15 protein-coding genes are annotated in these 16,364 nt (G+C 61.5%); 12 read left to right on the top strand and 3 right to left on the bottom strand.

Annotated elements, in window-relative coordinates:
* Positions 1–385: 385 nt before the first annotated feature.
* Positions 386–2,005 (top strand): DUF1254 domain-containing protein, encoded by a 1,620-nt coding sequence (locus EN885_RS15480; RefSeq protein WP_128242111.1) that lies wholly within the window; start codon positions 386–388, stop codon positions 2,003–2,005.
* 66 nt (positions 2,006–2,071) lie between these two features.
* Positions 2,072–2,632: a hypothetical protein gene (locus EN885_RS15475; protein WP_128242110.1), complete on the top strand. Its 561-nt coding sequence runs from the start codon at positions 2,072–2,074 to the stop codon at positions 2,630–2,632.
* Between the two features lie 498 nt (positions 2,633–3,130).
* Here the strand turns inward: EN885_RS15475 and tyrS are convergent, their stop codons facing one another.
* Positions 3,131–4,384, bottom strand: a complete 1,254-nt coding sequence (gene tyrS, locus EN885_RS15470) for a tyrosine--tRNA ligase (RefSeq protein WP_128242109.1) — start codon at positions 4,382–4,384, stop codon at positions 3,131–3,133.
* Positions 4,385–4,644: 260 nt separating this feature from the next.
* Here tyrS and EN885_RS15465 point away from each other — a divergent pair, with 260 nt between their 5' ends.
* From EN885_RS15465 to EN885_RS15450, 4 genes are all read left to right on the top strand, one after another.
* A complete protein-coding gene (locus tag EN885_RS15465; protein WP_128242108.1) occupies positions 4,645–5,373 on the top strand; it encodes a glycosyltransferase family 2 protein in 729 nt (242 codons plus the stop codon).
* Entirely contained in the window at positions 5,366–5,698 is a 333-nt protein-coding gene (locus tag EN885_RS15460) for a lipid-A-disaccharide synthase N-terminal domain-containing protein (RefSeq protein WP_095489606.1), read from the top strand. The genes EN885_RS15465 and EN885_RS15460 overlap by 8 nt, the downstream gene beginning before the upstream one ends.
* Before the next feature lie 84 nt (positions 5,699–5,782).
* On the top strand, positions 5,783–7,384 hold the full coding sequence (locus EN885_RS15455; RefSeq protein WP_128242182.1) for a glycosyltransferase family 39 protein: 1,602 nt from the start codon (positions 5,783–5,785) through the stop codon (positions 7,382–7,384).
* 162 nt (positions 7,385–7,546) lie between these two features.
* Positions 7,547–8,266: a phosphatase PAP2 family protein gene (locus EN885_RS15450; protein WP_245493082.1), complete on the top strand. Its 720-nt coding sequence runs from the start codon at positions 7,547–7,549 to the stop codon at positions 8,264–8,266.
* Between the two features lie 6 nt (positions 8,267–8,272).
* Here EN885_RS15450 and EN885_RS15445 read toward each other — a convergent pair whose 3' ends face one another.
* On the bottom strand, positions 8,273–8,923 hold the full coding sequence (locus EN885_RS15445) for an FMN-binding negative transcriptional regulator (protein ID WP_128242106.1): 651 nt from the start codon (positions 8,921–8,923) through the stop codon (positions 8,273–8,275).
* Between the two features lie 5 nt (positions 8,924–8,928).
* Complete coding sequence (locus tag EN885_RS15440) at positions 8,929–9,603, bottom strand: alpha/beta hydrolase (RefSeq protein ID WP_095489603.1); 675 nt, start codon at positions 9,601–9,603, stop codon at positions 8,929–8,931.
* Between the two features lie 241 nt (positions 9,604–9,844).
* Between EN885_RS15440 and EN885_RS15435 the strand changes: the two genes are divergently transcribed.
* The 6 genes from EN885_RS15435 to EN885_RS15410 all read left to right on the top strand — a co-directional run bounded on the left by EN885_RS15435 (position 9,845) and on the right by EN885_RS15410 (position 16,364).
* On the top strand, positions 9,845–11,008 hold the full coding sequence (locus EN885_RS15435; protein WP_128242105.1) for a cysteine desulfurase family protein: 1,164 nt from the start codon (positions 9,845–9,847) through the stop codon (positions 11,006–11,008).
* A gap of 188 nt (positions 11,009–11,196) precedes the next feature.
* Positions 11,197–12,714, top strand: a complete 1,518-nt coding sequence (gene sufB, locus EN885_RS15430; RefSeq protein ID WP_128242104.1) for a Fe-S cluster assembly protein SufB — start codon at positions 11,197–11,199, stop codon at positions 12,712–12,714.
* 4 nt (positions 12,715–12,718) lie between these two features.
* On the top strand, positions 12,719–13,009 hold the full coding sequence (locus tag EN885_RS15425; protein ID WP_128242103.1) for a hypothetical protein: 291 nt from the start codon (positions 12,719–12,721) through the stop codon (positions 13,007–13,009).
* Positions 13,002–13,757, top strand: a complete 756-nt coding sequence (gene sufC / locus EN885_RS15420) for a Fe-S cluster assembly ATPase SufC (RefSeq protein WP_128242181.1) — start codon at positions 13,002–13,004, stop codon at positions 13,755–13,757. The genes EN885_RS15425 and sufC overlap by 8 nt, the downstream gene beginning before the upstream one ends.
* A 43-nt stretch (positions 13,758–13,800) precedes the next feature.
* Positions 13,801–15,069, top strand: a complete 1,269-nt coding sequence (gene sufD / locus EN885_RS15415; RefSeq protein ID WP_128242102.1) for a Fe-S cluster assembly protein SufD — start codon at positions 13,801–13,803, stop codon at positions 15,067–15,069.
* Between the two features lie 53 nt (positions 15,070–15,122).
* Complete coding sequence (locus EN885_RS15410; RefSeq protein WP_128242101.1) at positions 15,123–16,364, top strand: cysteine desulfurase; 1,242 nt, start codon at positions 15,123–15,125, stop codon at positions 16,362–16,364.

Genomic DNA, 16,364 nt, shown 5'->3' with positions numbered 1-16,364 from the left:
CAACCGACCTTCAATATCAGCCTCAGTCGCTTGCCTTGATTGTGGCCCGTCCACGATCAGCCCGGCGCGCGCTCGCGTTCGGTGTTTAGTAGGTTACACACTCGCTACTGTAATTTACGTTGCCGAAGCCAAGAGGGCATGCAACCTATGGGCGTGCATTGAGGGGAATGTAATGCGGCGCGCCCAACATCGCGATTAGCGTCGCCGGCATTCCCTTGGCCGGACCGGCCATCAGCGCCGAATGGCCTTCGATACTGCCGGTCGGCGAAAGGATGTGGCAGCCGCCCGGTATCAATGTGGCGCAATAATTATCCCCTCGAACCCGTAATGCGTGGCGCCGGATGAGGCGTCGCGCAGTCCGAACCGCAACAAAGGATGAAAGCCTATGAGACGCTACCTGAAATTGGCCGGCGCTGCCGCGATTGCTGCCCTCGCAGCCGCCGGCACCGCCGACGCGCAGGTGTCGGAGGAGACGGTGAAGTCCCTCAGCGCCCCCGACAAGGTCGAGACCAGCGCCGGCACACTTGAATTCAAGGACGGTGTGCCGACCGCGGACACTGCTCAGAAGGTCTACGACACGCTCGACTTCACCAACGCACTTAACGCCTACAACAACAGCTTCCGCGGCGCCTCGGCCCTGGCGCTCGTCAAGGGCTTCGAGAGCATCGGCGCCAAACCCGGCGATGTCATCATCTTCTCCGAGTTGATGGATTCGAACTCGCAATTCCTGACGACCAATGCCGACACGGTCTACTACCTCGCCGGACTCGATCTCAGCAAAGGGCCGATAGTGATCGAACAGCCGTCAAACGCCGTCGGCGCGATCAACGACATGTGGTTCTCGTGGGTCATCGACATCGGCGGTCCGGGGCCGGATCGCGGGCTCGGCGGCAAATATCTGATCGTCGGCCCCGGCTATGACGGCCCGCTCCCCGAGGGTGGCTACTTCGTTGCGCATGCGAAGACCAACGACGTCCTCTATGCCGGGCGCGCCTACCTCGTCGACAACGACCCGAAGCCGGCGGTCGAGAACATCAAAAAGAACATGAAAATCTATCCCTACCAGCCGGGCTCCTACGGAACGAGCATCGCGCAAGCTCTGGAGGGCACGGTGCGCATAGCAGGCGAGCCGAAGATTCCCGAGACGAAGTTCATCGAGGGGACCGGGCTATCGTTCAACACGATTCCGCCCAGCGACTACGGCTTTTTCGAGTTGCTCAACGAGAACGTCCAGAGCCAGCCAGTCACAAGTTTGGACGTGGAACTCGCCGGACAGCTTGCGGCCATCGGTATTGTGCATGGCAAGGAGTTCAACCCCGACGATCGGATGAAGAAGATCCTGACCGACGCCGCCGCGGTCGGGCAGACGGTCGGGCGCTCGCTGAACGCGCGCTTTGCCCAGGCGCACCCCGACTGGGCCTACTACGAGAATTCGCGCTGGATGATGATGCTGTGGGAAGGCGGCGCCTTTTTCGAGACCCCGCCGCCGCTCTACGAGGACGGCATGTTCAAGCCGTTGCCGCCGACCGGCGCACGCACGCTCGATTCGCGCACGGCCTACTACTTCGCCTACACGGTGGACTCGCCGGGCATGATCATGCGCATTTCCGACATCGGCTCGCAGTATCTCATGGGCTTCCTCGATCCTGACGGAAACTCCTTTGATGGGGCGAAGACCTACAAGGTGACGCTGCCCAAGGACATCCCCGCGAGGGCGTTCTGGTCGTTCACACTCTACGACACCCAGACGCGCTCGATGCTGCAGACACCGCAGAAATACCCGCGTTCCGGCAGCCAGAGCTATCCCTCGCCTGCCGCCGAGGCTGCCGCCGACGGCTCGACGACCGTCTGGTTCGGCCCGGAACAGCCCGAGGGCGTGGCGCGCAGCAACTGGATCCAGACCGACCCGGAAAAGGGTTGGTTCACGGTCTTTCGCCTCTACGGCCCGAAGCCCAGCTTCTTCGACAAGACTTGGCGGCCGAGCGAGATCGAGCTCGTTCCCTGATACCTGAACCGGACTGCGGGATGGCCGCCCTTCGGGCGTGGCCATCCCCAACAACAGGAGGAAATCATGAGCACCGCTTCAATTTCCATGGATGGACAAGCCGCTGTCACGCCAGCCGCACTGGGCTGGGCACACATTCACTGGGGTCTCGGGCTCTTCATCACGGGTTTCGTGACTGGCTTCATTCCAATCGCGCACTACATCAATGGGGCTTTGGCCGGAGACGTGGGTCCGGTCTTTCTGAAGAACATGACGCTCTGGTGGGGATGTCCGGCGATACTGGCGGAACTGACGCTCAAGACCGGCGGCCTTGGCATGATCGCCATCGGACTTTGTTACCTGACCATAACCAGACAGGGTGGGTCGCCAAACATCTCCAGCCACGAGCGCATTGCGCCAACGCTTTGCGCATACGGCCTGATCGCCGAACTGGTGACCGCCGGCGCCGGCTACGCCATCGGTAACTATTTCTGGCCGAATTTCTACTTCGAACCGGTGCAGACCGGAAAGAACCTGTGGCTTGTGGCCCAGGGGATCAGCATAGCCGTCTATGTGGTCGGCGTTTGTTATGCGTCTGCCGGCATCCGCAGGGCATCGCGCGAACTTCTACCGAGCGCAGTCCGATGAGTAATCAAAGCCCTGATGCCGTCACCAGCCAACCGCCACACCCGCTTCTCCCAAGGTGGGTGTGGCGAGAAAGATGGCTCCTTGGCGGCATCGCAGCCGGCGCACTCTGGATTTATTCGGGCATGCCGGCGATTTGCCACTAGCGGAATGGCGGCCGAGCGCGGTCGAATTGGTCCAGTAAGGAAGGCACGTGGAGAAAGCCGCCACTGACGTTCCTGCTTGCTGCGTCACAAGCGGACCTACTGCTTCCGGCCCCGATCAGGTCGTTCGGGGTACCGCCGCCAAATGTCCGCAGGTGGCGCTACCTGCTCGTTCCGATCGATGAGACGAATGGCAATGTTCACCCATCTCGGCCATTCTCGGTAGCCACCTGATTAAGTTTTACCCAGGCCGTGATCGCGAACCGAAGGTCAGTGCAGCAAGAAGCGAAACCGGTTTCGGAAAAGGTCATGGCTAATGGAGCCCATCCGATTCTATCGGGGACGGATCAGGCTTTGGTCAGACCGGCCGCACCAGAACGTGTTTTTTCTTGCCGAGCGACAGCTTTACGACCTCTTCCGGGCCAAGATCCTGAAGTGTCACCAACCGGCGGTCGTCGGACACAGGCTGGTCGTTCAGCCGCACGCCGCCGCCCTGGATGTGTCGCCGCGCCTCGCCGTTGGACGCGGCAAGCCCGGCGGTGACGAACAGCGACAGTATGCCGACACCGCTTTCCAGATCGGCCCTGCCCACCTCGACGGTCGGCAGCGTGTCGGCGGTAACACCTTCCTCGAACGTTTTGCGCGCCGTCTCTTCCGCTTGCTCGGCGGCGGCACGGCCGTGCAGCAGCGTACAGACTTCAGTCGCTAGGATCTTCTTCGCCTCGTTGATTTCGGAGCCGCCAAGCCGTTCCAAACGCGCGACCTCGTGCAGAGGCAACGTCGTGTAGAGCTTGAGAAAGCGGCCGACATCGGCGTCCTCGGTATTGCGCCAGTATTGCCAGAATTCGTATGGCGACAGCATTTCGGCATCGAGCCAGACAGCGCCTGAAGCCGACTTGCCCATCTTGGCGCCGGACGAGGTGGTGAGCAGGGGCGTGGTCAGCGCGTAAAGCTGCGCGCCCTCCATGCGATGGCCGAGATCGATGCCGTTGACAATGTTGCCCCACTGGTCGGAACCACCCATCTGCAGCCGGCAGCCGAGACGCTTGTAGAGTTCGACGAAGTCATAGGCCTGCAGGATCATGTAGTTGAATTCGAGGAACGACAGTGATTGCTCGCGCTCGAGCCTGAGCTTGACTGAATCGAAGGCCAGCATGCGGTTGACGGAGAAGTGCCGGCCGACATCGCGCAGGAAGTTGACGTAGTTGATTTCCATCAGCCAGTCGGCGTTGTTGACCATGATGGCGTCGTTCGGACCATCGCCGAATTTGAGGTAGGGCATGAAATTGCGGCGGATGCCGGCAAGATTGTCCTCGATGTCCTGCGGCGTCAGAAGCTTGCGTGCCTCGTCCTTGAACGACGGATCGCCGATCATCGAGGTCCCGCCGCCCATCAGCGCGATCGGCCGGTGACCAGTCTGCTGCAGCCAGTGCAGCATCATGATCTGGATCAGCGACCCGGCATGCAGGCTCTTGGCGGTCGCATCGAAGCCGATATAGGCGCTCACCGTTTCCTTGGCGAAAAGCTGGTCGAGGCCGGCATCATCCGAAATCTGGTGGATGAAACCGCGCTCGCTCATTATGCGCAGGAAATCGGACTTGAAGGCGGACATTTTATCTTTCCCGAAAGCGCCCGGCTGCTGCGGCTGGGGCGTGGCATGCGTGAACGCGGGCGTTTAGCATCCAAGCGCGATCAGCAAAAGGGGAATCCGGTTTTGCGGCCCGTGCGGATGGTGTGCGGATGCTTGCTTCATCGTTTGGGCTGGCGTAATGAGGCGCCGCGCCAGCGGGTTCTTGCAGCACTTAACCCGCTGGAACGGCACCGCACGGCATCGAATCGAATGCCATATCCTGTGACAGAGCCCGACGCGATATGCCGGAGATATCCATCATCATTCCTTGCCGGAACGAGGCGGCGAACCTGCCGCTTCTGCTCGATGAGATCGGGGCGGCGATGGCCGGGCGCGACTTCGAGGTGATCGTCGTCAACGATGGCTCGACCGACGAAACCGCTTCGGTCCTTGCCGCCCAGGCAGTACTTCGGCCGTTTCCGCTTCGCCACCTCCGGCATGAGAAATCCGCCGGCCAGTCGCTCTCGGTGCGTTCGGGCGCATGGGCGGCCCGCGGCGATATCGTCGCTACGATCGACGGCGACGGCCAAAACGATCCCAAATACATTCCGGTGCTGGTCGACGCCCTGCGGCAGGCCGGTCCCGATTTCGGTGTTGCGCAAGGAGAGCGCCTGAAGCGCCGTGACAGCAAGATCAAACAACTGGCGTCCCGTTTTGCCAACTGGCTTAGAAAGGCCATCCTGCATGACGAGACCCGCGACACGGGCTGCGGCCTGAAGGCGATCCATACCGGTATCCTCAGGAAATTGCCGTTCTTCGACGGCACGCACCGCTTTGTTCCGGCGCTCGTCATCCAGGAGGGGTATCGCGTCGTGCATTGCGACGTCGTCGACCGCTCTCGCCGCCACGGTAAGTCGAATTACGGAATTTTCGATCGCGGCCTGCAAGGGGTGCTTGATCTCGCCGGTGTCTGGTGGCTGCGCCGTAGGCGCCGGAGAATGCCAAAAACAGAGGAAATCAGGCATGGCTAACGTGCTTCAGGAATTGGCGATCTGGCTTCACGAGGTCTTCGTCAAGCAATTCGATGCGTGGGTTCTGCTCGGCTTCGTCGCTCAGTTCTTTTTTTCGATGCGCTTCGTCGTGCAGTGGATCGCATCGGAAAAAGCCAAGCGCAGCGTCGTGCCGATCGCTTTCTGGTTCTTTTCGCTGTTCGGCGGCAGCCTGCTGCTGATCTATGCCATCCAGCGGCAGGATCCGGTGTTCATCGCCGGTCAATCCATGGGGATGTTCATCTATGTTCGCAATCTCTGGCTGATTGCCAATGAGCGCAAGGCGGCGATGACGAAGGTCGACTGAGCGACGGGCCTCCGTAAGAAGCAAACCGAAGGGGCTGACGTGGCGAGCAGGAACTATCTTTTTCTCTTCCTGTTCAGCCTGCTGATGACGATTTCGGGACTGGCGGCCATGCCGCCGCTCGACCGCGATGAGCCGCGCTTCGTCCAGGCCACCAAACAGATGGCCGAGACCGGCGACTATGTCGACATTCGCTTCCAGGAACGCTCACGCTACCAGAAGCCGATCGGCATCTACTGGTTGCAATCGGCAGCCGTCGCGCTGAGCGGCGAGGGCGCCGAGGCGCCGATCTGGGTGTATCGACTGGTCTCGGCGCTAGGCATCGCCATTGCCGTTGTGGCGACGGCCTGGACAGGGGCCAATCTTTTCGGCGCCAACGCCGGTCTGGCCGCCGGCCTTGTCATGGCTGCGATCTTCGCGACGGCTTTCGAGGGCCGTGACGCCAAGACCGACGCGATGCTTTTGGCCTGCTGCGTGATAGCGCAAGGCGCGCTGGCGCAGATCTATACGTCGTCGCGGCGGAACGAAGCCGTCGGCAGCCACCTGCCATGGATATTCTGGGTAGCCCAGGGTGCGGCAATCCTGATCAAAGGGCCAATCGCGCCGCTGCTGTCGGCGCTGACGGTCGCCGTGCTGTTCGCGTTCGAGCGGGACTGGCGCTGGCTGTCGAAGCTGAAGGCGGGGCGCGGCCTGGCTCTCGTGTTGCTGATCATCCTGCCCTGGCTCGTCCTGATCACCTGGAAAAGCGGCGGCGCTTTCCTGCAGCAGGCAGTCGGCAAGGATATGCTCGGCAAGGTCGCGCAGGGCGAGGAATCGCATGGCCTGCCGCCCGGCTTCTATGTCTTGACCTATTCGCTGTTCATGTGGCCTTTCGGCCTGATCGCGGTGGGTGCCGGGCTCCAGGCCCTCAATCGCCTGCGCGAGGATCCCCGACTCCGCTTCTGCCTCGCCTGGTACATTCCGTTCTGGCTGCTGTTCGAGCTGATCCCGACAAAATTGCCGCACTATGTCCTGCCGGCCTATCCCGGCATGGCGCTCATGGTCGGCTGGCTTTTGACATTGAAGCCGCAGGACGCGAACGCGCCGCTCCAGCGCTGGCAGACCTGGTTGTGGTGGACGACTGCCTTTGGCCTCGCCTTGGTCACAACAGGCCTTGCCGTGCTCTGCATTGCCGCGCCGCTGTATTTTGCCGGCACCTTCTCATGGTGGAGCATTCCGGCTGCCCTTGCTGCGCTCGGAGCCGGCTATCTCGGCTTCTCGCGCCAACTGCAAGTGCGGCTCGGCCGTATTGGGGCAATCGCGATTTGCGCCGGTACCACCTACGCTTTGCTGTTCGGTGTCATCGCGCCGTCGCTGAAGCCTATTTGGATGAGTCGCGAGATCGAAGCTGCGGTTCGTGCCAATCGACGCTGCGAGACGACGGTGCTTGCCTCGGCCGGGTATCACGAACCGAGCCTGGTATTTCTGGTGGGCACAAAAACGATATTGACCAATGTCGATGGTACTGCGCAACATCTGCTTGCCGATCCTGCCTGCGGGCTGGCGCTGGCACCGGTTGGCGAGGAAAAGCGGTTGGACGACCTGCTGGCAGGGCAGGGCAGGGCGGCGAACCGCGTCGCCCGGATCGACGGGGTCAACTATTCATCGGGGGAGACAATGTCGCTTGGTCTATACCGGATCACCAACTGATTTGAGTGGTTTGGCATGAGCATTGGTCGCAGAGCTCTGGTTCTTGAGCTGCTTCGAAAGCTGCCGGCTCGGTCGGTGGGCAATGTCCAGAAAACGATAGCGATCGTTCGGTCCCGATTTGCGAGGCGACCGGGCCATTATTCCAGGATTCCGTGGCCGACCTTGGCAGTCGCCTATCTGCTTCTGACCGCCGCCAGCATGGTTTTCCTGGATGGCATTGCCGTGAGCTGGCGAGACCGCTGGCCCAACGGGCTTGTCGCGGTCGCCAACGGCTTTACCATTTTCGGCTTGGGCGGCTGGTATCTTATCCCGCCGCTGGTGCTGTTCGTGCCGGCCAATCTGCTGGACTGGCAAGCCCTTTCAGGGCGTTGGCGCATGGTTGCATACAACTGGACCTGCTTCGCCTTCTTCGTGCTGAGCGCGGCCGGTTTGTCGGGGCTGACGGTGACGGTCTTGAAGCACGTCTTCGGTCGCAGCCGGCCAGTCCTGGACATGGGGTTATTCTCGTTCCGCCCATTTGAGTTCGACCCGTATTTCGCCAGTTTTCCGTCCGGCCATGCAACGAATGTGGGCATGCTTGCGACCGTGGTGATCCTTCTTTCCCCGGCATGGGGGAAATACGTTGTTTTGCCCATCACCGTCTGGGTAGCGGCGACGCGGATTGCGGTCGGTGCACACTATCCGAGCGATACGATAGCGGGCTTCGGCCTCGGCATGGCTTGCACCGTCGTTATGGCGCTGGTCTTTGCCCGGCTCGGCTTCATCTTCCGCCATACGGCGGCGGGACTGCCGATCCGCAAGAAGACATTCAGGCTCAGCGCGGCGTGGCGCAAGCCGGCCGGGTCGACACCGACGCCTGTCCTGGCAGCAGCCAATCCCTGACGGATACTACTTGCTATCCAGCCCGCCGTAGGATCGTACCAGCCGGACCATGTCGGGCGAGTTCGGGCTCTCGCTCTCGAGCCCTTCGGCAACACCGCTACGGTCGGCGATCGGCCGGTTCTGGCTGACCTTCCACTTGCCTTGGATGTCAGTGATCTCGATTTCCAGCCCGACAATGCCCTTGATCTGCGACTGGATGAAGGTGGTTGGCGCGTCGGTCACCGCCCAGGGTGCTTCGCGAGCGCCTTCCTGTGACGCCGTCAAATCGGAAATCTGCTGGGCCAGCCAATCCTGGTCCTCGATCACCGTTACGATGCCACGCACCTGGACAATGGCGTAGTTCCAGGTCGGCACGACCTTGCCGGTCTCGCGCTTGGTCTCGTACCAGGACGGCGTCACATAGGCATCGGTGCCCTGGAAGACGACCAGCACCGGCGATGCCGGGCTGTCGGCCAGCAGCCGCCATTGCGGATTGGCTCTCGCCAGATGGGCGCGCAGCCTGCCGTTCGGCGGCACTTCGGCGTCGAGCAGAAAAGGAATCGCGTTCGCGACCGGCCCCTCGGCTCCATTTGAAATCAGCAGGCCAAGCGGATGCGCCCGGATCAGCCCGTGCAGCACGTCCTGCCGCGTTTCCTGGAAATGAGGGGGCTGGTACATCGCTGTTATCTCAGCCGTTTCGGCCGCGGGTCGGACAATTCACCGGCCAGCCGGCGATCGAGATAGTCCGCGCATTCCTGGAGCAGGAGGTCCGCATCGTTGGAGAAGAAATGGTTGGCACCGGGCAAGGTCTTCTGGGTTATGGTGATGCCCTTTTGCGTGTGCAGCTTGTCGACCAGCCCTTGCACGTCCTTTGGCGGCGCCACCTTGTCGGCGTCGCCATGGATGATGAGGCCCGATGACGGGCAGGGCGCCAGGAACGAGAAATCATAGGTGTTGGGCTGCGGCGCGATCGAGATGAAACCTTCGATCTCCGGCCGGCGCATCAGAAGCTGCATGCCGATCCACGAGCCGAACGAATAGCCGGCGACCCAGCAGCTCTTGGAATCCGGGTGCAGCGACTGCACCCAGTCAAGTGCCGCGGCCGCATCCGACAATTCGCCGGTGCCGTGGTCGAATTCGCCCTGGCTGCGGCCGATGCCGCGGAAATTGAAGCGAAGCGTGGTGAAATCCCGCTTCTGGAACATGTAGAAGAGGTCGTAGACGATCTTGTTGTTCATCGTGCCGCCGAACTGGGGGTGCGGATGCAGGACGATGGCAATCGGCGCGCTCTTTTCCTTGGAAGGCTGGTAGCGACCCTCCAGGCGGCCGGCCGGACCGGTAAAAATGACCTCAGGCATAAAATACTCCACATGGCATAAGAATGCGCGGCGCCCGGAACAACTCTTCCTCTGGCCTTGACGCAGGGCGAGCGTCTTCTTAGAAGCTAGTTTAGAATTGTTCAAAACTGGGTGGCCAAGAAACCGTGGCTCGGCCACCCGCGCCGCAAGCCGCGTAAATAGGACGGCTTGCCTTGCAATTTCAAGGAAATAACGCGCTATCCTGGCGGAATGGCTCTTGAAGGGACCAATCGAAACGAAAATGACCGGAAGACGCGCCTATCTCGACTACAATGCCAGTGCGCCGCTGCTTGCTGCGGCGCGCACGGCAATGGTTGCCGCGCTCGATGCCGCCGCCAACCCGTCGTCGGTCCATGCCGAGGGTCGCGCCGCGCGTCGGCTGATCGAGAATGCGAGGCGCGATGTGGCAGCACTGGTCAACGCCAGGGCCGAGCATGTCGTGTTCACTTCCGGTGCGACGGAAGCCGCCTCGACGCTGCTGACGCCGGACTGGCAGATGGGGCGCGGCACTGTCCGCATGAGCCGCCTCTACGTCTGCGAAGCCGACCATCCTTGCGTGCTGAATGGCGGACGCTTCCCGGCAGCCCAGGTGACGCGGATCGGTGTTCAGGGCAACGGCGTCGCCAGGCTGGACGCATTGGCGGCGGCGCTCGCCGCACATGACAAGGCAGATGGCCTGCCGCTGATGGCGGTCCATGCCGCCAACAACGAGACCGGCGTCATCCAGCCCATCGACCGCATCGCCGAAATCGTCAAGGCGGCGGGCGGCATCCTGGTCGTCGACGCCGTGCAGGCAGCCGGTCGAATTCCGCTCGATATGTCAGCGGGTTACGCCGATTACTTGATTCTGTCTTCGCACAAGATCGGCGGTCCCAAGGGCGTTGGCGCCATCGTCGCCGCCTCGGACCTGATGATGCCGAGGCCCTTGGTCACCGGCGGCGGTCAGGAAAAGGGTCATCGCGGCGGCACCGAAAACCCGGCCGCGATCGCTGGTTTTGGCGCGGCGGCGCGGGAAGCCCTGATCGGATTGAAGAGCATCGACGCCGTCGGTCGCCATCGCGACGAGATCGAGGCCATCGTGAAAACGCTGGTGCCGGATGCGGAAATCTTTGGAACCGGCGCGCCGAGGCTTGCCAATACGACATTCTTCGCTATTGCGGGCATCAAGGCCGAGACGGCGCAGATTGCCTTTGACCTGGCCGGCGTTGCGCTGTCGGCCGGATCGGCCTGTTCGTCTGGCAAGGTCGGCCCGAGCCATGTGCTGAAAGCCATGGGGCACAGTGACAGTCTTGGCGCTTTGCGCGTGTCCATCGGCCACGCGACGAGCGCCGAGGACATCGAACTGTTCCGTGCCGCGCTGACAGATATTGCCTCGCGCCGCGGGGGCAGGGAAAAAGCTGCCTAAGTGCGGCAGAATGATGCAGGCCTTCCGGCCTGGTAGAGCCGTGCGTTTCATGGTGGCCGGGTGAATTTCCGGCGGGAACGCACTATATGGAACTTACGCCGCTTAGGGTTGCCCTCGAGGTACTCGTTTCGCGGTGCCATAGTTTGAAAACTGCCGGGCCTTGACCCCGGCGTGGATGGAGAACGCATATGCCTGCTGTGCAGGACACGATCGATCGGGTCCGAAAGATCGACGTCGACCAGTATAAATACGGATTCCAGACCGAAATCGCGATGGACAAGGCCCCAAAGGGCCTGAGCGAAGACATTATCCGCTTCATTTCGGCGAAGAAGGACGAGCCGTCCTGGATGCTGGAATGGCGTCTGGAAGCCTATCGGCGCTGGGTGACACTCGACGAGCCGAAGTGGGCACGCGTCCACTATCCGAAGATCGATTTCCAGGACCTCCACTACTATGCGGCGCCCACGAGCACGCCGGGACCGACCTCGCTGAGCGACGTCGATCCCGAACTGTTGAGGGTCTACGAAAAGCTCGGGATCCCGCTGAGGGAACAGGAAATCCTCGCCGGCGTGCAGAAGACCGATGCGTCGGAACTCGAGGAACCCAGCGACAATGTCTATAAGTCCGGCCGCGTTGCGGTCGATGCCGTGTTCGATTCGGTTTCCGTCGTCACCACCTTCAAGAAGGAGCTGGCACAGGCCGGCGTCATCTTCTGCTCGATCTCGGAAGCCATCCGCGAGCATCCGGAACTGGTGAAGAAGTATCTCGGTTCGGTCGTGCCGACCTCCGACAATTTCTACGCCACGCTGAATTCGGCGGTGTTCACCGATGGCTCCTTCGTCTTCGTGCCCAAGGGCGTGCGATGCCCGATGGAATTGTCGACTTATTTCCGCATGAACGAGAAGAACACCGGCCAGTTCGAGCGCACGCTGATCATCGCCGAGGAGGGGGCCTACGTCTCCTACCTCGAAGGCTGCACGGCACCGCAGCGCGACGAGAACCAGCTTCACGCCGCGGTGGTCGAATTGATCGCGCTCGACGATGCCGAGATCAAATATTCGACAGTGCAGAACTGGTATCCCGGTGACGCCGAGGGCAAGGGCGGCATCTACAATTTCGTCACCAAGCGCGGCGACTGCCGTGGCGACCGTTCGAAGATTTCGTGGACGCAGGTCGAGACTGGCTCGGCGATTACGTGGAAATATCCGAGCTGCATCCTGCGCGGCGACGATTCCAGCGGCGAGTTCTATTCGATCGCCGTGTCGAACGGCTACCAGCAGGTCGATAGCGGTACCAAGATGATCCACCTCGGCAAGAACACGTCGAGCCGCATCATCTCCAAGGGTATTGCCGCCGGCTTTTCGCAGAACACCTATCGCGGCCAGGTCTCGGCGCACCGCAAGGCAACCAACGCCCGCAACTTCACCAACTGCGACTCGTTGCTGATCGGCGACCAGTGCGGCGCGCACACCGTGCCTTACATGGAAGCCAAGAACGCCACGGCGCAGTTCGAGCATGAGGCCACCACCTCGAAGATTTCCGAGGACCAGAAATTCTACGTCATGCAGCGCGGCATTCCGGAAGAAGAGGCGATCGCGCTGATCGTCAACGGCTTCGTCAAGGACGTCATCCAGCAACTGCCGATGGAGTTCGCGGTCGAGGCGCAGAAGCTGATTGGGATCTCGCTGGAAGGCTCGGTGGGCTGACTAGATGGAACGGCGCTCCTGGAAATTCTTCGAGCGAATCGAGAGCTTGATAGCCATCGTTCTGATGCTTTTGCTGGCGCTGGCTATTGGAGGTGCCGTGGTGGCTCTGATAGGCGCAATGTTTGGCTTGAGTTCGGTAAGGAATATTGGTGGTTCGATTGCGGGCCTAGGCGCGATTGGGTTTTTTGGCTGGATGTTCGTTACTGGCGATCTTGCGGGCGCGCTTTTAGGGAGATCCCGTCAAGGACCGGGCGTCGAGAACAACAAGAACACGAAAGTAGAAAATGATGCTTGAAATCAGAAACCTGCATGCCCGCATCGTCGATGACGGCACCGAGATCATCCGCGGCCTGAACCTGACGGTGAAAGCCGGCGAGGTCGCCGCCATCATGGGCCCCAACGGCTCGGGCAAATCGACGCTGTCCTACATCCTCGCCGGTCGCGAGGATTATGAAGTGACCGAAGGCGAAATCCTCTACAACGGCCAGTCGATCCTCGAAATGGATCCGGCCGAGCGTGCCACCGCAGGCATCTTTCTCGCTTTCCAGTATCCGATGGAGATACCGGGCGTGGCGACGATGGAATTCCTGAAGGTGGCGATGAACGAGCAGCGCAAGGCGCGCGGCGAGGAGCCGCTGAAGATCCCGGAATTCCTGAAGCGCGTTAAGGAGGCGGCCGCCTTGCTCGACATGGACGTGGCGATGCTGAAACGGCCGCTCAATGTCGGCTTCTCCGGCGGCGAGAAGAAGCGCGCCGAGATCCTGCAGATGAAGCTTCTGGAGCCAAAACTGTGCGTGCTCGACGAGACGGATTCCGGCCTCGACATCGATGCGCTGAAGATCGTCTCGGAAGGCGTCAATGCGTTGCGCGCGCCGGACCGCGCCATCGTCATCATCACCCACTACCAGCGCCTGCTTCAGTACATCGTGCCGGATAGTGTGCACGTGCTGTACAGAGGCCAAGTGGTCAAGTCGGGCGACAAGTCGCTGGCGCTCGATCTCGAGGCCAATGGCTATGCCGGTGTGATCGGCCAAGCCGCGTGAGATGCCAGAAGGCCCAGAAGGCAAGCCAGACAAGGCGAAACTGATGAATATACACACGACACCCCAGCGAACGCCGGCCGAAACGGCGCTGATCGACGCCTTCAGCGACCGGCTGTCGCTGCTGCCCGGCGACGGCACGGTGATGCTGAAGCGCGACGACGCCATCGAGGCGATCAAGAGCGGCTTGCCGACGCGGCGCATCGAATCCTGGCACTACACCGACCTGCGCCGTCTGCTGAATGCGGTGCCGGACTTCGATCCGGCAGCCGCCGCGAAAGCCATTGCGCCGATCGTTGAGGGCTCCGTCATTTTGCCGGTGCTGAACGGCGTGTCGAGCGCGAAAGTGCCTGTCATCGACGGTGTTATCGTCCAGCGCCTGTCGGAGAAATTAACCGACGGCAGCATCGCACCTGGGCTCGATCCCTACGGCACCGACGACGCCATCGGCGCACTGAATACAGCTTTCGTCGCCGACGGCTATTTTGTCGAGATCGCTGGCGGCGCCGAACTGGACAAGCCGCTCGAATTGCAGAACCTGCAGGCCGGCGGCCAGACCCATGTGCGCCTGGCTATGCGCGTCGGTGCCGGTGCCAAGGCTGTTATCGTCGAACGCCAGACGGGCGACGGCGCCGCACTCGTCAGTTCGGTCAGCCAGATTCTGCTTGACGAGGGCGCCGACGTGACGTGGCTGATCGTGCAGGAGCAGCCGGATACGGCCACGCATCTTGCCCAGTTCAAGGCGCATCTCGGCAAGAATTCCAAACTGACGCTGTTCGTGATGAACGCCGGCGGCAAACTGGTGCGCCAGGAGATCGTGGTCAAGACGACAGGCGAAGGCGCCGATTTCACGCTGCGCGGCATCAACCTGCTTGCCGGCGACACCCATACGGACGTGACCATGGTACTCGACCATGCCGTGCCGCACACGGCTTCCACGGAAGTGATCCGCAACGTGGTGACGGGAAGAGCGCGCGGCGTCTTTCAGGGCCGCATCAACGTCCACCAATATGCGCAGAAGACCAACGCCAAGATGGCCTGCAACACGCTGCTTCTGTCGGATGACGGCGAGTTCTCGACCAAGCCTGAGCTCGAAATCTTTGCCGACGACGTCATCTGCGGTCATGGCGCGACCGTCACCGAGATCGACCACAGCCATCTGTTCTACCTGATGGCACGCGGCATCGACGAGAAGTCGGCCCGTGGCCTGTTGGTCAAGGCGTTCGTCGCCGAGGTGATCGAGGAGCTGGACGACGAGGCGATCGTCGAGGCGCTGGAAACGAGGCTCGACGGCTGGTTCGCGACGCACGGGTAAAAGTGGGTGAGGGGTGCTGGACGGAATGAGGCGATGCCTCGAGAGAGCTTGTGATGGACCAGAAAGTCGAAAACATCCCCTATGACGTCGAGGCGATCCGCCGCGACTTCCCGATCCTGTCGCGGGAAGTCTACGGCAAGCCGCTGGTCTATCTCGACAATGGCGCCTCGGCGCAGAAGCCGCAGGTCGTGCTCGACACCATCCAGCACGCTTATTCCCAGGAATACGCCAATGTCCATCGCGGGCTGCATTTCCTGTCGAATGCCGCGACCGATGCTTATGAGAAGGCGCGCGAGACGGTGCGCCGTTTCCTTAACGCGCCAAGCACCGACAACATCGTCTTCACCTCGAACACGACCGCGGCGATCAACACTGTTGCTTATGGTTATGGCATGCCCAATATCGGCGAGGGCGACGAGATCGTGCTGTCGATCATGGAGCACCATTCCAACATCGTGCCGTGGCATTTCATCCGCGAGCGCCAAGGCGCCAGACTGGTCTGGGTGCCGGTCGACGATCTCGGCGTCTTCCATATCGAAGAGTTCGAGAAGCGGCTGACTGATCGCGCAAAACTGGTCGCCATCACGCACATGTCGAATGCGCTGGGCACGGTGACACCGATCAAGGAGATCGTCCGCATCGCGCACGCGCGCGGCATTCCGGTGCTGGTCGACGGCAGCCAGAGCGCCGTGCATATGCCGATCGACGTCCAGGATCTCGACTGCGACTTCTTCGTCTTCACCGGCCACAAGGTCTACGGTCCTTCGGGCATCGGTGTGCTTTACGGCAAGAAGGACATGCTGGAGCGCATGCGCCCGTTCATGGGCGGCGGCGAGATGATCGAGGAGGTGACTGAAGACATCGTCACCTACAACGACCCGCCGCACCGTTTCGAGGCCGGCACGCCGCCGATCGTGCAGGCGATCGGGCTGGGCGCTGCGCTGGAATACATGGAAAAGATAGGCCGCGAGCGCATCGCCGCCCACGAGGCCGATCTGAAGGATTATGCCCATCAGCGGCTGCGGGCCATCAATTCGCTGCGCATCTTTGGCGATGCGCCGGATAAGGGCGCCATCATCTCCTTCGAGTTGCAGGGCATTCATGCCCACGACGTGTCGATGGTGATCGACAGGCAGGGCGTTGCCGTCCGCGCGGGCACGCATTGCGCCCAGCCGCTGTTGAAACGTTTCGGTGTAACCTCCACATGCAGGGCGTCGTTCGGCATGTATAATACCAGGGCCGAGGTCGACGCTTTGGCAGATGCGCTCGAAAAAGCGCGAAAGTTCTTCGGGTGA

This window comes from Mesorhizobium sp. M6A.T.Cr.TU.014.01.1.1 (genome assembly GCF_004022765.1).
Taxonomy (GTDB): Bacteria; Pseudomonadota; Alphaproteobacteria; order Rhizobiales; family Rhizobiaceae; genus Mesorhizobium; species Mesorhizobium mediterraneum.
The sequence above is the reverse complement of the archived record's forward strand: the minus strand, read 5'-3'. Positions and strand labels throughout refer to the sequence as shown.

Bases quoted from the DNA above. Each gene is read 5' to 3' on its own strand.
- EN885_RS15435 (WP_128242105.1), top strand. From the start codon at position 9,845: ATGACCGGAAGACGCGCCTATCTCGACTACAATGCCAGTGCGCCGCTG.
- EN885_RS15425 (WP_128242103.1), top strand. From the start codon at position 12,719: ATGGAACGGCGCTCCTGGAAATTCTTCGAGCGAATCGAGAGCTTGATA.
- EN885_RS15460 (WP_095489606.1), top strand. From the start codon at position 5,366: ATGGCTAACGTGCTTCAGGAATTGGCGATCTGGCTTCACGAGGTCTTC.
- EN885_RS15410 (WP_128242101.1), top strand. From the start codon at position 15,123: ATGGACCAGAAAGTCGAAAACATCCCCTATGACGTCGAGGCGATCCGC.
- EN885_RS15440 (WP_095489603.1), bottom strand. From the start codon at position 9,603: ATGCCTGAGGTCATTTTTACCGGTCCGGCCGGCCGCCTGGAGGGTCGC.
- sufC (WP_128242181.1), top strand. From the start codon at position 13,002: ATGCTTGAAATCAGAAACCTGCATGCCCGCATCGTCGATGACGGCACC.
- sufB (WP_128242104.1), top strand. From the start codon at position 11,197: ATGCCTGCTGTGCAGGACACGATCGATCGGGTCCGAAAGATCGACGTC.
- tyrS (WP_128242109.1), bottom strand. From the start codon at position 4,384: ATGTCCGCCTTCAAGTCCGATTTCCTGCGCATAATGAGCGAGCGCGGT.
- EN885_RS15445 (WP_128242106.1), bottom strand. From the start codon at position 8,923: ATGTACCAGCCCCCTCATTTCCAGGAAACGCGGCAGGACGTGCTGCAC.
- EN885_RS15455 (WP_128242182.1), top strand. From the start codon at position 5,783: ATGACGATTTCGGGACTGGCGGCCATGCCGCCGCTCGACCGCGATGAG.
- EN885_RS15480 (WP_128242111.1), top strand. From the start codon at position 386: ATGAGACGCTACCTGAAATTGGCCGGCGCTGCCGCGATTGCTGCCCTC.
- EN885_RS15475 (WP_128242110.1), top strand. From the start codon at position 2,072: ATGAGCACCGCTTCAATTTCCATGGATGGACAAGCCGCTGTCACGCCA.
- sufD (WP_128242102.1), top strand. From the start codon at position 13,801: ATGAATATACACACGACACCCCAGCGAACGCCGGCCGAAACGGCGCTG.
- EN885_RS15465 (WP_128242108.1), top strand. From the start codon at position 4,645: ATGCCGGAGATATCCATCATCATTCCTTGCCGGAACGAGGCGGCGAAC.